Genomic DNA, 16,867 nt, shown 5'->3' with positions numbered 1-16,867 from the left:
GGAAAACTCGATCGTCGCGCCCTGCCCGAACCCGAGTTCTTCGACTCCACAGCAGAGTTCATTGCGCCGCGCACCGCAGCCGAAGAGGCGGTGGCCGCAGTGTTCGCGGAGGTCGCGAAACGACCGCAGGTCAGTGTCAACGATTCCTTCTTCGACATCGGTGGCACCTCGCTCGGTGCGACGAGGGTCGCCGCCCGGGTACGGGCCGCCCTTGAGATCGATGTCAGTGTGCGGGACATCTTCGACCACCCGACGGTGGCCGAACTCGCGGAACTGACGGCGATGCGCGGCGGCAGCAGCAACCGACCGAAGCTGGGGCCGCAAACACGGCCCGACCACATCCCACTGTCCCTGGCCCAGACGCGGATGTGGTTCATCAACCAATTCGACACGGCATCACCGGCGTACAACCTCCCGCTGCCCGTACGGTTGTCCGGGGAGCTCGACGTCCTGGCGCTGCGCGCCGCGATCGTCGACGTGGCGGTGCGGCACGAGTCCTTGCGTACGACGTTCCCGGACACCGCCGATGGCCCCTATCAATTGATCCATCCGGCAGCCGAATCGGTTGAGCAGATCTATCGCGAGATCGATGTGCGCGCAGAAGCGGTGCCAGAGGAGTTACGTAGGTACGCGTTGGCCGGGTTCGACGTGACGGCCGGCTTGCCGCTGCGAATCGTGTTGATGCGCATCAACGAGACCGAGCATGTGCTGATGCTGGTCGCCCATCACATAGCCGCAGATGGGGCCTCCATGGCACCGCTGTTCGCCGACCTGGTGGTGGCGTACGAGGCGCGTCGCGCCGGACGCGAGCCCGATTACCTTCCTTTGCAGGTGCAGTACGCGGACTTCGCGATCTGGCAGCGAGAGGTGCTCGGCGAGGCGACGGACTCGGGATCTCTTGCCGCGGCGCAGATCGAGTTCTGGCGAAAGGCACTCGCGGGGCTGCCCGAGTCCGTCGAGCTGCCGACCGATCGGCAACGTCCGGCCGTGCAGTCGTTGCGCGGCGCCACCTTGCCGTTCGAAGTGCCTTCGGACGTCCGGGAATTGCTGCAAGAGGTGGCGAGGTCTCACGACGTCAGCATGTTCATGCTGGTCCATGCGGCGCTTGCGGTGTTGATCGAACGGCTCAGCGGCACGAACGACATCGCGATCGGTACACCCGTAGCGGGGCGCGGCGAAGAAGCCCTGGACCCGCTGGTCGGGATGTTCGTCAACACCGTCGTGTTGCGGGCAGACGTGGACCCGAAGGTCACCTTCGCCGATCTACTCTCCGATGTCCGGACGTCCGACATCGAAGCGATGGCGCATGCAGACATACCCTTCGAGCGACTCGTACAGGAATTGGACGTGCACCGGTCCACGGCTCACCATCCGATCTTCCAGATCGCGTTGTCGTTCGACAACAACGAGACCCCTGATCTTGATCTGCCCGGGTTGAGAGTGTCGCCGCTGCAAGCCGACTTCGATGTCGCGAAGTTCGATCTCCAGTTGTCGATCGGCGACAACGCCGACCCCGGCGCACCGATGGTCGCCGCCCTGACCTACGCCACCGACCTGTTCGACGAATCCTCGATCAGGACCTTCGCGGACCGGTTCGGCCGCATCCTGCGCGCTGTGGCCTCGAATCCCAACGTGGTGGTCAGTGACATCAACGTGCTCGACGGCGACGAGTTCGCGGATCTGACAGCCATCCGCGGCCGGGAGGCGCTCGAACCGCAGACACTCCCGGAGCTGTTGGCGCGGGGTGTGCGCCTCAATCCGGCCGGAGTGGCCGTCACCTTCAGCGGCCGGTCGTTGACCTACAGCGAGCTCGACCGGGTCTCGAATCAGATTGCCAGGCATCTGATCTCGCGCGGTGCGGGCCCTGAGGTCGTCGTTGCTCTCGGCATCCGTCGATCCCTCGCCTCGGTTCTCGGACTGTGGGCGATTGCGAAGACCGGCGCCGCCTACCTGCCGATCAATCCGGACTACCCGCGGGACCGCATCGCGGAGATGATCGAAGACTCTGCGACCATCTTCGGCATCTCTGTCGACGTAGACGGAGATGACCTGCCGGCGACGATCGACTGGTACGACCTCGACGATCTCGCTTCCGCCGCCACCGCGAGGTCCGCGGAACCGGTGACCGACGTCGACCGCACCGCGGCACTGCGAGTCGATCATCCGGCCTACCTGATCTACACCTCGGGCTCGACCGGTAAGCCGAAAGCGGTTGTGGTGACCCATCGAGGACTCGCCAATCTCGCTGCGGACGTCCGTGAGCACTACGACGTCGACACGACGTCGAAGTTCCTGCACGTCGCTTCCCCGAGTTTCGACACCTCGGTCGGAGAGCTGCTGGCGGCCTTCACCGCGGGGGCGGAACTAGTCGTCTCACCCCACGACGTCTTCGGTGGCGCCGAGTTGGCGGAGCTGATCTCCGAGGAACAGATCACCAATATCGTCATGACCCCCACGGCTTTGATGACTGTGGACCCGGCCGGTCTGGACTCGGTGCAGTCGGTGGTCGTCGGCGGCGACATCTGTCCTCCGGAACTCGCCGAACGATGGTCTGGTGCTCTGCGAAATGCGTATGGTCCCACCGAATCCACGGTGATCGTCACCATCACCCCGGCGTTGGACGTGGGCTCACGGATCACCATCGGTTCGCCGCTGCGCGGGGTGACGACGCGGGTGCTGGACGGTCGTATGCGGGTTGTCCCGCGAGGGGTGGTCGGCGAGTTGTACCTGGCGGGTCCAGGCGTGGCGCGTGGCTATCACGACCGCCCCATGGTCACCGCCGAGCGCTTCGTCCCCGACCCGTACGGCGCCCCCGGTACACGTCTCTACCGGACCGGTGACGTCGTCCGGTACAGCATCGATCCGAACGTGGCGCCCAACTCGTTGGAGTACCTCGGCCGTACCGACTTCCAGGTGAAGATCCGTGGCTTCCGGGTCGAGCTCGGCGAGATCGACCGGCTGCTCGATGCGCACCCTGACATCGAGTTCGCGGTCACCGCGGGCGCCGCCGGACCGGGTGGCCAAACGGTCCTGGTGTCGTACATCCTGCCGAAGCCCGGCAAGGAGATCGACGTCGAAGGTCTCAAACGCACAGTCGGCGAGCAACTTCCACAGCACATGGTGCCCGCGGTTGTCATGATGCTCGACCACATCCCGCTGACACCTATCGGGAAGCTGGACCGGCGGGCACTGCCGGAACCCGTGTTCGCAGTGGGGGATCGCGTCTACCGGGCGCCGCGCAACGAGGTCGAGACGATCCTCGCCGGGGTTTTCGCCGACGTCCTCGGTGTCGACGAGGTGAGTATCGACGAGAGCTTCTTCGACCTCGGCGGAAACTCATTGAACGCGACCAAGGTCGTCGGTCGGGCAGGCGCAGCGCTGGGAAGCAAGATCGGTGTTCGTGAACTGTTCGCGGCGCCGACGGTGGGCGAACTCGCCGATCGACTGGCGACGACTACCGGCGCACACATGGTGCGCCCACCACTCGTGGCCAAGGCCCGACCGGTGCGCATCCCGCTGTCACTTGCACAGACCCGGATGTGGTTCCTGAACCGGTACGACCCGGATTCGGTGGCGTACAACATCCCTGCCGCAGTGACCCTTCGCGGCGATCTCGACCTTGCGGCGCTGCGGCGGGCGATCCTCGATGTCGCTGTCCGCCACGAGTCGTTGCGCACCATCTACCCCGACTCGCAGTCAGGGCCCCATCAGGTGATCCTCAATGCCGAGGATGCCGTCCCGGCGGTGGAAGTCCTCGAAGCGTCCCCCGCGGACGCCATCGGGGTGCTGACGCGGTTCGTGGCCCGAGGTTTCGACGTCACGGCGACGGTCCCCGTGCGGATCGGCCTGGTGCGGCTCGACGCGCGGCAACATGTGCTCGCGATGGTTGTGCACCATGTTGCGGCCGATGGCCAGTCGATGGTTCCGTTCGTCGGCGATCTGGCTGCGGCCTACGCGGCACGCGCTGAAGGTGGCGTTCCGAGCTGGCAGCCGCTACCCGTGCAATATGCCGACTACTCAATCTGGCAGCGCGAACTGCTGGGAGACGAGTCCGATCCCGCCAGCCTCCTGAACGCGCAGATCGGGTTCTGGCGCAAGAATCTCGCCGGTATCCCCGACCAGCTCGAGTTGCCCAACGACAGTCCACGCCCGGCGGTGCAGTCGCTGCGCGGCAAACAGGTCCGGTTCAGTGTGCCCGCACAGTCTCACAAGGCGCTGGCGGACATGGCCCGGTCCCGCGGCGCGAGTACCTTCATGGCGTTCCATGCCGCCTTCGCGTTGTTGCTCTCCAGACTGAGTGGCAACCCTGACATCACAGTCGGCACGCCGATGAGCGGCCGCGGGGAGAGCGAGCTCGAAGGCGTCATCGGTATGTTCGTCAACACCGTTGCGCTTCGTCTCGAGGTGGAACCGGGGCAGGGGTTCATGTCATTGCTCGACAGCGCCCGTGACCGCGACGCCGAAGCTCTGTCTCATGCGGATGTGCCGTTCGAGCGACTGGTGGAGATCTTGAACCCGGTGCGGTCGACCGCGCATCACCCGATCTTCCAGGTGGGTCTGTCATTCCAGAACATGGATCGGGCAAGTCTGGAACTCGCCGGTCTTGTCATCGAGCCTGTCGAACTTCCTGGCACGGTTGCGCAGTTCGATCTGCACCTGATCCTGTCCGACCGGTATGACGCCGACGGCGAGCCCGCCGGACTGGATGCCGTGTTCACATACGCGGACGACCTGTTCACCGAACGGACGGTCCGAACTTTCGCCGACCGCTACCTGACACTGATCGATGAGATCATCGCTGCGCCGCTGGCCGCGGTTGGCGACCTGCCGATGTTGACCCGACCGAAGTGGCACGAGCTCGTCCGTGGCCGGAACAACACAGCCGTCGTGCTGTCGGCCGGAACACTCGCGGACCGGCTGGCCGATTCGCTGCGGGACAACGCAGAGCTGGTCGCTGTGCAGACCGACGACGGTTCGACACTGACCTATCTTGAGCTGGGTGAGCGGGTAAACGCCCTCGCGCGCACGTTGATCAGCAATGGTGTGGGTCCGGAAGTCGTTGTGGGACTCGCAATCCCGAGGTCGATCGACCTGCTCGTGGGGATGTACGCCATTACGATCGCAGGCGGGGCCTATCTTCCGATCGACCCGCTCCACCCCGCCGACCGTATCGCCTACATCCTCGACAGTGCCCACCCGGAACTCGTGCTGGTCAGTGGTGAGCGGCCTGAGGGACTGGGCGACTCCGTCGCGACGCTTGATCTGGCAACGACAGACCTCCGCGGGGTCTCGGTTGCGCCTGTCGACGCGGTGGAACGAGCATCGCGGTTGCGGCCCGAGCACACCGCGTACGTCATCTACACCTCGGGCTCGACGGGGCGACCCAAGGGTGTTGCAGTGCCACATGCCGCAATCGTCAACCAGCTCAACTGGATTCAGGTCGAACATCGACTCGGCTTCGATGATGCGCTGTTGCTGCGCACCCAGGCGACCTTCGACCTGTCGGTGTGGGAGTTCTGGTGGGCGACGACCGCGGGAGCCCGACTGGTCGTGGCCGCGCCCGAAGGGCATCGCGATCCGGTGTATCTCGCCGGCCTGATCGAGAGCGGTGAAGTCACGACCGCGACGTTCGTCCCGTCGCTGCTCAGCGCGTTCCTGTTGGAAGCGCGCGCCGAACAGCTCGGGTCGTTGCGGCAGATCCTGTGCATCGGTGAGGCGTTGACCCCCGACGTGGTCGGGCGGTTCCGCGAGCTGACAGGTGCCGATGGCGCGGCTCCGGCAATCCACAACCTCTACGGACCGACAGAAGCCGCCGTGAGCGTGACCCACCAGCGGGTACCGTCCGAACTGGGCAGTGTGGTGCCGATAGGACGGCCCGAATGGAACAGTCAGGTTTTCGTGCTCGATGGGCGGCTCCAGCCCGTGCCCGACGGCGTCACCGGTGAGCTGTACCTGGCCGGGGCCCAACTCGCACGCGGCTACCTCGGGCGCCCCGATCTGACATCGGATCGTTTCGTCGCCAACCCCGTCGGTCCGGCAGGTTCGAGGATGTACCGGACCGGTGATCTGGTTCGGTGGAGCGCCTCTGTCGACGACAGCGAGCCGACCCTGGTGTACGTGGGACGCAGCGACTTCCAGGTGAAACTGCGCGGGTTCCGCATCGAACTGGGAGAGATCGAGCGGGTCTTGGTCTCGGCGCCGTTCGTCGAACAGGCCGTGGTGACGGTACACAGCGACCCCCATGCCGGGGACCAGCTCGTTGCGTATCTCGTGCCGCGTGCCGATGCGGAGTTGGACACACGTGCGGTACTGGCTGTGGCCGCCGATGAGCTGCCGGCCTACATGGTGCCCGGCCTCGTCGTCGAGATCGAACAACTGCCATTGAATCTCAACGGCAAGCTGGACCGGAAGATGTTGCCGGAACCGACATTTGCCGGTGCTGCGGGATATCAGGCCCCGCGTAATCCGGTCGAGGAGATCGTGGCGACGATCTTCGCCGACGTCGTCGGTTCGGAGCGGGTCAGCGCGCACGACAGCTTCTTCCATCTCGGCGGGAACTCACTGACGGCAACTCGCGTGGTGGCCCGGATCAACGCGGCGATCGGCTCCGACCTCGCCGTCCGCGACCTCTTCACTGAGCCGACCGTTGCGGGGTTGGCGATGCTCGCCGACCGCGACGACGGTGGACGTGCACGTCCCGCGCTCGTCGCCGCCGATCGTCCCGACAGGTTGCCGCTGTCGCTGGCGCAGAGTCGGATGTGGTTCATCAACCAGTTCGATCCGGCCTCACCCGCCTACAACATTCCCGCGGTCATCGCGATGTCGGGTGATCTCGACGTCGACGCTCTCCGGGCCGCGATCGTCGACGTGGTCGGACGCCACGAAACACTGCGCACCCGGTACCCGGATGAGGGGGACGGCCCGCGACAGGACATCGTCGACGTCGATCGCATGACGTCCGCCGATTCGATCTTCGATGTCAGGGAGGTGGCCGGTGACGGCGAGCTGCAGGCCGCGCTGAAGGAACTCGTCGGGACCGGTTTCGATGTCACGTCCTCGGTTCCGGTGCGGATCGCACTGCTGAGGCGGTCGGAGACAGAGCACGTCCTCGTGGTGGTGATCCATCACATCAGTGCGGACGGATCATCAATTTCTCCGCTCGCGCGTGACGTCATGGTCGCGTACACCTCGCGTATCGCCGGTGGCGAACCCAATTGGGCCCCGCTGCCGGTGCAGTACGCGGACTACGCGATGTGGCAGCGAGAGATTCTCGGCGACGAGAAGGACCCCGAGTCCCTCGCCGCTCGCCAGCTCGAGTTCTGGGCCAAGGAGCTCGACGGGATACCGGACGTCATCGATCTGCCTCTGGATCGTCCGCGCCCGCCGGTGCAATCGATGGCCGGCGCGGGCTTCGAGTTCACTCTCGACGCTCGCCAACGAACTGCCCTGCAACGCGTTGCTGCCGCGCACGGGGTGACGATGTTCATGGTCTGCCATGCGGCTTTGGCCGTCCTGCTGTCCCGATCGGGGACCACCGAGGACATCGCGATCGGTACCGCCGTGGCCGGCCGCGGTGAGGCCGAACTGGACGATCTCGTCGGCATGTTCGTGAACACGCTGGTGCTGCGGACCCCGATCCGGACGGATGAACGCTTCAGCGACCTGCTGGCCCGGGTACGCGCGATCGACGTGGCAGCGTTCACGCACACAGAGATCCCCTTCGAGAGGTTGGTCGAGCACCTCGCGCCGGCCCGGGAGACGTCCCATTCTCCGCTGTTCCAGGTGGCGTTGGCATTCCAGAACAACGAACGCGCAGAACTCGAGCTCCCCGGACTGCGGGTGTCCGGTCTCGACTCGATGACGGCGACCACCAAATTCGACCTGCAGCTGTCGCTCGCCGACGACGTCGTCGCCCCGGGTGGGACAGGCTTGACCGCCGTGTTCACCTACGCGCCTGCCCTGTTTGATCAGTCGACCATCGCGGCGCTGGCAAGCCGATTCACCGCCATCGTCTCAGCGGTGACCGCCCGTGCCGATGTGCGCGTCGGCGACATCGAGATCCTCGAGCCCGATGAGCGCACGGCACTCTCGCCGGTGATCGGCCCGCCCGATTCGCCTCCCCTGACGATGATCGACATCTTCGACGGCGCGGTGTCAACCAATCCCGAGGGCGTCGCGCTCGTTGCGGCCGGAGAGTCCCTCACCTATCGGGAGCTCGATTCCAGGGCGGGCTTCTACGCCGGCGTGCTGGTCGACCACGGGGTTCGGCCGGGTACGCCGGTGGGGCTCGCCATCGGACGCTCGGCGAGTTCAATGGTTGCCTTCTGGGCGATCGTCAAGGCAGGCGGCGCCGTGCTGCCGATCGATCCCAACTATCCGGCGGACCGGATCGAGCACATGGTGGCGGATGCCGAGGTCGCAATCGGCTTGACCACGGACGACATCGTCGATCGGTTGCCGCAGCTGACCAAATGGCTGACGGTCTCCGCCGACCTCGCCCGCTCCGACGCGAAGCAGCAGTTCTCGGAGTCGGTGGCCGCGCAGCAGACATCGCCGCACCTCGACGATCTGGCGTACGTCATCTTCACATCCGGATCCACCGGACGACCGAAGGGCGTCGGTGTCACCCATCGAGGCCTTGCCAACCTCGCAGCCGACATGGTTCCCCGGTTCGGGTTGACGGAGTCGGCGCGAGTTCTGCACTTCGCTTCGCCGAGCTTCGACGCGTCGATCTTCGAGATCCTGATGGCGGTCACGGCCGCATCCACCCAGGTGATCGCGCCGTCGTCGATCTTCGGTGGTGACGAACTCGCGCGCCTGCTCTCCGAACAGAGCGTCACACACGCATTCGTGACACCGGCGGCACTTGCCACCGTGCCGTCTGAAGGGCTGCCCGGCGTCGAGACGATCGTTGTCGCGGGCGACGTCTGTCCGCCCGAACTGGTTCGCAAGTGGGCCCCGGATAGGTCGATGTTCAACCTCTACGGCCCGTCGGAGACGACCATCTGGTCGACCTCCACGGTGCCAATGGACCCGAAGCTGCCGGTCACCATCGGTGGTCCGATTACGGGCGTGCGCGCCCTCGTCGCGGACTCCCGCCTGAATGCGGTTCCGGTTGGCGTCACCGGCGAACTCTACCTATCGGGCGCAGGTGTGGCCCGCGGGTACCTCGGGCGTTTCGACCTAACCTCCGCGCGGTTCGTTGCCGACCCTTACGGTGAACCCGGCTCGCGCATGTACCGCACGGGCGACGTGGTCCGCTGGAAGCGGACGCCCGCAGGAGATCTCGAGTTGGAGTTCCTGGGCCGCAGCGATCACCAGGTGAAGGTCCGTGGTTTCCGGATCGAACTCGCCGAGATCGATTCGGCGCTGGGTGAGCATCCCGATATCGACTTTTCCGTGACCATAGGCGATGTCAACCCGCACACCCGGCAAACGGTGTTGGTCGCTTACGTCTATCCCCGACCGGGCCGCAGTGTGCAGGTGGCGGAGATTAGTGCCCGACTGGGCGAACGTCTACCCGCACACATGGTTCCGTCATCGATCAACATCCTCGACTATGTTCCGCTGACGCCCGCGGGCAAGCTCGATCGACGGGCACTCCCAGCACCGGTCTTCGACGGGAACTCCAAGGAATACCGGCGACCGACCTCGGCAACGGAGCAACGCCTCGCGGAGCTGTTCACAACTGTTCTCGGCGTCGAGAAGATCGGTGTCGATGACTCGTTCTTCGCTCTCGGCGGCGATAGCATCGTCTCCATCCAACTGGTGTCGCGCGCACGCGCGGCGGGCATAGTCATAACTCCGCGCGACGTCTTCGATCACCGGACGGTCTCCGAACTGGCGGCCGTCGCGACGTTCGCTGCCGATGCGGAAACTGTGACCCTCGCCGAACTCCCGGGTGGTGCAGTCGGAACGCTGCCTCTGACCCCGATCATGAGGTGGCTGGTCGACACCCGACGCAACTATCGAACGTTCTCCCAGGCGAACTTCCTGACCCTGCCGCTCGACGTCGGCGGAGATCACCTGCTCGCCGCAGTGGGGGCCGTACTCGACCGGCACGACGCGCTGCGAGCGCGACTGGTCCTCGACGAGGAAGATCCCGAACGATCACATCTCATCGTCGCCCCCAGCAGCCATTCGGATCCTGCGGAAATGTTCAGTCGGGTCGAGTTCGTCGGCGAGACCGGCACCCCGGAGTTCGAGGCAGCGGTGTCCGCGGCCACATCCGCCGCGGTCGACCGACTAGATCCCGAGGCCGGCGTAATGATGCAGGTGGTCTGGTTCGACCCGGCTCCGGGCGGTCGCCCCGGCGTGACGGGCCGCTTGTACGTGTTGATCCACCACCTTGTCGTAGATGGTGTCTCCTGGCGGATCCTGCTGCCTGATATGGCCGTGGCCTGGGGGCAGAGCACCGCAGGGGAGTCGCCGCAGCTTCCGCCGGTGGGTACCTCGCTACGTGCGTGGGCGACGGCGCTGGTGGCCACCGCGGGCACACGCGCCGATGAGATCGACCACTGGACAAGGGTTGTCGCGGTCGAGGATCCGCTGCTCGGTGAGCGCCGAATCGATCCTGACGTCGATGTGGTGGCCACGGTCAAACGTCTCGATGTCGACTTCCCCACAGAGGTGACGGCGGCGATGTTGACCGGTATCGGCAACGCCTACCGCACCGGGGTCAATGACGGGTTGTTGGCAGCACTCGCGATGGCCGTTTGCCGGTGGCGCGAACGCCGTGGCACCAGCAGCTCCAGTCTCCTGGTCGATCTGGAAGGACATGGTCGGCAGGAGGATGCGGTCGGCGGTGCAGACCTGTCGCGAACGGTGGGTTGGTTCACGACGCTCTATCCCGTCGGCCTCGAACTTCCGGGCATCGACCTCGACGACGCTTTCCGCGGTGGTCCCGGTGCCGGCGCTACGATCAAGGCGGTCAAGGAGCAACTACGTGCGGTTCCAAACGAGGGGATGGGCTTCGGGCTACTGCGTTTCGCCGGAGCGGCAGACCTCGGTTCCTACCCGGGGGCGCAGATCGGGTTCAACTACCTGGGACGAGTCGCGGCGGGTCGCGACGAGGTCGGTGACGACGCCGCGGCATACGGCTGGCAACGTGCCACCGACGGCGGCCGCGACGTCGCGGGTGCACAGGATGCCGGTATGGTGGCGCCCGCCGTATTGAGCATCAACGCGGTGACGACGGACTACGAAGACGGAGCGCGGTTGTCGGCGTCGTTCTCCTTCGCCGGCGAGATCCTGGACGAGGAGGGCGTTCGAGAGCTCGCCGATCTGTGGGTCCAGGCGGCGACTGCGTTGGCCGCCCACGAGCGCAGTGGCGCCGCAGGAGGACTGACTCCGTCGGACGTGCCGCTGGTCCGGATCGACCAGAGCGAGATCGAGGCGCTCGAGGCCGAGCACGGTGCGGTAGAGGACATCTGGTCGCTGTCGCCGCTTCAGACGGGCATGCTCTTCCACTCCGAGGTGGCGGGAGAGGCCGTCACCGACGTGTACACGGCCCAGGTGATACTCGAGCTCAGGGGAGCCGTCGACGAGGATCGCCTGCATGCGGCGGTGCGTACCCTGATCGCTCGGAACCCCAACCTGCGTGCCGGATTTGCGCATATCTCCGATGGTTCGGCTGTCCAGGTGATCTCCGACAACGTCGAGATTCCCTGGGTTTCCATCGATCTGACGGAAGAGTTCCGCGTAGACCCCGACGCCTCCGCGCACGAGGTCGATCGCCTGTTGCGCGCTCATCGCACCGAGCGTTTCGACATGGCTGCTCCGCCGCTGATGAGAGTGCTGCTGCTGAGAATCGGCGTCGATGCGGGTGGTCGGGATCTGTACCGAATGTCGGTCACCAATCACCACATCCTGCTCGACGGCTGGTCGGGTCCGCTGTTGATGGAACAGCTCTTCGTCCTGTACGCCACCGGCGGCGACGATTCTCAGCTGCCCCGGACCCGTACGTATCGGGATTTCTTGACGTGGTTGCACAAGCAGGACGTAGATGCTGCGCATGCCTCGTGGGCTCACGCACTGGACGGGCTCGACTCGCCGACGCTTCTCACCGATCCCGCAGATGTCGACGTCTCAGGCGATCAGATTCCGGTGGAACTCGCGGTCGAGATCGATCGGTCAACCATGGAGGGTCTGGCCGAGCTGTCCCGCGACCGTGGGCTGACCATGAACACACTCGTGCAAACCGCATGGGGGCTCGTGCTCGCACGATCGCTGGGCAACGACGACGTCGTGTTCGGGGCGACGGTGTCCGGCCGACCTCCGGTGATCGACGGGGTGGAGTCGATACTCGGGCTGTTCATCAACACGATCCCGGTGCGGATCAGGCTCGACGAGCGTGAGACCGTACTGGGTCTGATCGAGCGGATCCAATCCGAGCAGGCGGGACTCCTCGACGCCCACCATGTCGGTCTGCCGACCATCCAGCGGACGGTGGGTCTGCCGCAGTTGTTCGACACCCTGACCGTGTTCGAGTCGTACCCGATCGACAGAGGCAAGCTCGATGCGCAATCGGAGATCGACGGCATGTCCATTGCGGGGGCTCAGATCAACGATGCCTCCCATTACCCGGCAACACTTCTCGCGCAGTCGGATCCGGATCTGTCGCTGAAGCTGAAGTACCTACCAGCCCTCGTACCCGATGCTCGGGCGCAGACGCTGACGCAACGTCTGGCGACTGTCCTGAAGACCTTCGCGCGGGAAAGCTGGACGCCGGTCCGGGAGTTGGATCTCCTCGGAGGCGACGAGCTGCAGGCTCAGCTCACCGCTTGGAGTGGACAGCGTTCGACGATATCGGCGGGGACCGCGATGGTCCTGTTCGCCGACCAGGTCGCCGCGACTCCGAATGCCGTCATGTTCGTGACTGACAACGTGGAGGTGACGTACGCCGAGTTCGACGCGATCAGCAACAAGCGTGCACGCGCGTTGATCGCACGTGGCGTGGGTCCGGACGTCGTGGTGGCGGTGGCGATGGAACGAAGCCTCGAGCAGCTCGCCACCGTGTACGGGATCCTGAAGGCGGGAGGGGCGTACCTCCCCCTTGACACAGAGGCCCCGGGTGAGCGCCTCCGCCTCATCGTTGCGGACGCCGATGTGAGCTGTGCCGTCGTCGATCGGACACGGTTGGGCGAACTGCGAACCATCCTCTCCGGCGTGACCTGCCTGGACCTGACCGCACCGGATCTGCAAGCCATAGACTCCAGTGCGCTGCGTCCCGATGAATTACGGGGAGAGATTCAGCCGACGTCGTTGGCCTATGTCCTGTTCACATCGGGGTCGACCGGGCGGCCCAAGGGTGTTCAGATCACGCAGCGAGCACTGACGAACCAGCTGCAATGGATCGTCGCCGAATACCAGTTCGATGAGCGTGACCGCGTCCTGCTGAAGACCCCCATCACCTTCGACGCCTCGGTCTGGGAGATGTTCGCGCCCGGTATCGCCGGCGCCCGGACCGTGATCGCCGGCCCCATGTCGCATCGCGACGTCGACGAGCTGGTCTCGTTGATTTCCAGCGACCAGGTCACCATCGCCCAGTTCGTGCCCTCCGTGCTGTCGGTGATCGCCGATGTCGCCCCGGCCGAAGCCCTTGATTCCCTCCGCATCGTGTTCAGCGGTGGCGAGGCGCTTCCGGTTGCGCTCGCAACGCGGGTGGCAGAAACGTCGGGTGCGGTGGTCGTCAATCTCTACGGACCGACAGAAGTGACCGTCGATGCGACGGCGTCCATCGTCGCAGGAGGCGGTGACGAGGTTCGGAATATTCGACCGGCCGACGCCGCGCCTATCGGAAGGCCGGTGTGGAACACCCAGGCGTGGGTCCTCGATCGTTGGCTCAGGCCGTGCGTGGTCGGTGCGGCAGGAGAGTTGTACCTCTCTGGGGAACAGCTCGCAAGGGGATACCTGAACCGGCCGGATTTGACGGCCGAGCGCTTCGTGCCCAGTGTTTTCGGGCCCACTGGGTCGTTGATGTACCGCACGGGTGACCGCGTGAGGCGCCACGCGGACGGCAGTCTGGAATACCTCGGTCGAGTCGACTTCCAGGTGAAAGTACGCGGTCTGCGTATCGAACTGGAGGAGATCGAAACGACTCTGACTCAGCATGAATCCGTGTCACAGGCGGCTGTAGTGGTGCACGGCGACAGTGGTCGACCACGAATAGTCGGTTACGTCACGGGTTCGGGTGCGCAGCCGCAGTCGATTCGCGAACACGCCGCCAGGACGCTTGCGCCGTACATGGTGCCGGATGTGATCGTCGTTCTCGACGAGTTCCCGCGCAGCCGCTCGGGCAAGATCGCTCGGCGCGAACTTCCGGTCCCTGAGTTGGTAGGGCTCTCCGGTCGCGCGCCGAGTACCCGCACCGAAGAAATTCTGTGCCGTGTGGTGGCGGGCCTTGTGGGCACCGAGACCGTGGGCGCCGACGACTCCTTCTTCGAGCTCGGCGGCGACAGTATTCTCGCGATGCAATTGGTGAGCCAGGCTCGGTCGGCGGGTCTGAGCTTCACCGCCAGGGATGTGCTCGAACGCCGCACCATCTCTGCATTGGCGAAGGCTGTCGATGAGCGTCCGGTCAAGCAGGGTCAGGCGCGGGTGAGCCGCGTCGACAAGGTGACCGCGCCCCTGAGCCCTGTCGCAGTCAAGATGGTCGACAGAGGCGGCGATTACCGACGGTTCGTGATGCCGATGGTCGTGAACCTGCCGTCCGGGGTCACGGGGGACGACATCGCTGCGACGATGGGCGCCGTGATCGATCACCACGACGTTCTTCGATCACGGTTGGACGCCGAAGGCCGATCCCTGGTGATCGACGTGCCGGGTTCGGTGGATGTCCTAGCACTGACCACGCGCGTCGAGCTCGCCGAACACCAGGTGCCGGGTGAGGCCGGGTACCAGGAAGCGCTCCGAGGAGCGCTGTTCGACGGGATCGACAGCCTCGACCCGGCCGCAGGCGTGATGGTGCGGTTCGCGTGGCTCGACGCCGGTCCTGACCGGCCCGGCCGACTGCTGATCATTGCCCACCACCTTGTGGTCGATGCGGTGTCCTGGCGGATCTTGGTGGCCGACATCGCAACAGCCGGGTCGCAGCTCAGCGGAGATACTGCGATCGACCTGCCCGATGTTGGAACCTCGTGGTACGACTGGGCGGTCGGGCAGTATCAGGTGGTCGGGGAACGCCGTGCGGAAGTGGATCACTGGACGAGTGTTCTCGAACCAGACGATCCGATGTTGGGACATCGGCGCCTGGACACCATTCGCGATCGTACGGACCTGTTGGCGCGCACCGAGATCGAGATCCCGGCGAGCATCATCGAACCCCTCATGGTCGCCGCTGGCGAGGACGTGACGGTCGCGGATCAGCTGGTCGCCGGCCTGGCTGCGGCTGTGGTCGGTTGGCGCCGCGACCGGGGCATGGAGGTCCCCGCTGCGTTGCTGACGCTCGAGGGGCACGGCCGGCAGGAGTCCGTCGTGCCGGGGTCCGACCTCTCGCGGACGGTCGGGTGGTTCACCTCGATGTATCCCGCCCGGGTGGATCTGTCGGGCATCGCGACGGACGAGTTGTTCGAACGGCCGGACGTCGCAGGCGATGTGCTGTCGCGGACCCGCGAAGCAATGGCCGCAGTTCCGGACCGTGGCATCGGCTACGGGATGCTCCGGTACCTCGACCCGCAAGCCCGAGAGGTCCTTGGCGCGTTTGCCGAGCCCCAGATCGTCTTCAACTACATCGGTGAGGTTCCGGGTGGCGATGTGCCCGCAGAGGTCGCGACCGCTCCATGGTTCCCGGACATCCGGGGGCCGAAGCTGGGCAGCACGGACAGCGACGTGATGTCGCGTGGCAACCGGATGCCTGCCCAGGCCGAGATCGACATCCAGTCGATGGCAACCACGTCAGCAGATGGCAGGGTTGTGCGCGCTTTCGTCTCTTATGTCCCCGACGTGATCGACGGCGACGATGTGGACGAATTGATGGAGCACTGGCTGGTGGCACTCAGGGCGTTGGCCCAATGGTCACTCAGGTGAGCTGATCGACCATTCGCCTGATCTCCGCGACCACGAAATCGGGCTCGGTGAGCTGAATGTAGTGACTCCTCGTCGCAGCGGTGACATGGCGTCCGTCGGGCACCATGGCTGCGGTCGAGGCATGGGAGTCGAAGATGAAGTCGCCGCCCTCCGGGTGCCGCGCGGACCGGTTCGATGAGATGGTCGTCAGGGCGCACTGTGGTACCCACGGCCCCGTGTCGCGTGCGCGGGCCAGGCTGCCTAGCATGGCCCGCCATTCCGCCTTTGCGCCCTGCGCGTGCTTCAGGGTCCCTTCCTCGTCGGTGATCTCCGCCAAAGCCGGCGACCGGAGGCCTTTGTAATACGTCCGCGTCAGCAGCCGGGACAGGAGTCCGAGGCGAGCAAGAGGTATCTGCGCCGTATACAGAGCATTTGCACCGCGCATGGCTTGGCCGCTGACGATCTCCTCGCACATCTCGGAGACCTCGTCCACCAGAACGACCCCGCGGCAATTTGCGGGGTCACTCATTGCCGCCTGGCGGACGATGGGTCCGCCGTAGCTGTGCGCGACCAGGATGTACGGGCCGGTTACCACCTCGGAGATGAGCCGTTGGTGGTCATCGAGCAGAGCTTCCAACGGCCGGCCGCCATCCTGCGGCGCGGGATCGCTTCGCCCGTAGCCGGCCCGGTCGTACACGACGGTCGAGGCGAAGGAAGACACAGCTGGTTGCACCCAGGCCCATGTATTGCGGGACTTGCCAAGTCCGGCTTCGAAAACAACCGTTGGGCCCTGTCCGGCCCGGCAGTAGTGCAGATTGCGCCCATCGATCGAGATTGAGGCCGATTCACCTGTAAAAACCAC

Annotated in this window: 2 protein-coding genes (1 of these 2 running past the window's edge); one reads left to right on the top strand and one right to left on the bottom strand. The window is 65.4% G+C overall.

Features of this window, described 5'->3' with window-relative positions; genetic code table 11:
• Nucleotides 1-16,026 carry the 3' end of a non-ribosomal peptide synthase/polyketide synthase gene (locus BH683_RS16385; protein ID WP_246833423.1) on the top strand. The gene continues 17,826 nt to the left of window position 1, outside the view, so 16,026 of the gene's 33,852 nt are visible here — the last part of the coding sequence; its start codon lies beyond the left edge, outside the window; it ends in the stop codon at nt 16,024-16,026.
• Here the strand turns inward: BH683_RS16385 and BH683_RS16380 are convergent.
• Nucleotides 16,019-16,867: an alpha/beta hydrolase gene (locus BH683_RS16380; RefSeq protein WP_281492321.1), complete on the bottom strand. Its 849-nt coding sequence runs from the start codon at nt 16,865-16,867 to the stop codon at nt 16,019-16,021. The genes BH683_RS16385 and BH683_RS16380 overlap by 8 nt on opposite strands.

The sequence above is a fragment of the Williamsia sp. 1138 genome (genome assembly GCF_002095435.2).
Taxonomy (GTDB): domain Bacteria; phylum Actinomycetota; class Actinomycetes; order Mycobacteriales; family Mycobacteriaceae; genus Williamsia.
This window is presented reverse-complemented; position numbering and strand designations above follow the sequence as displayed.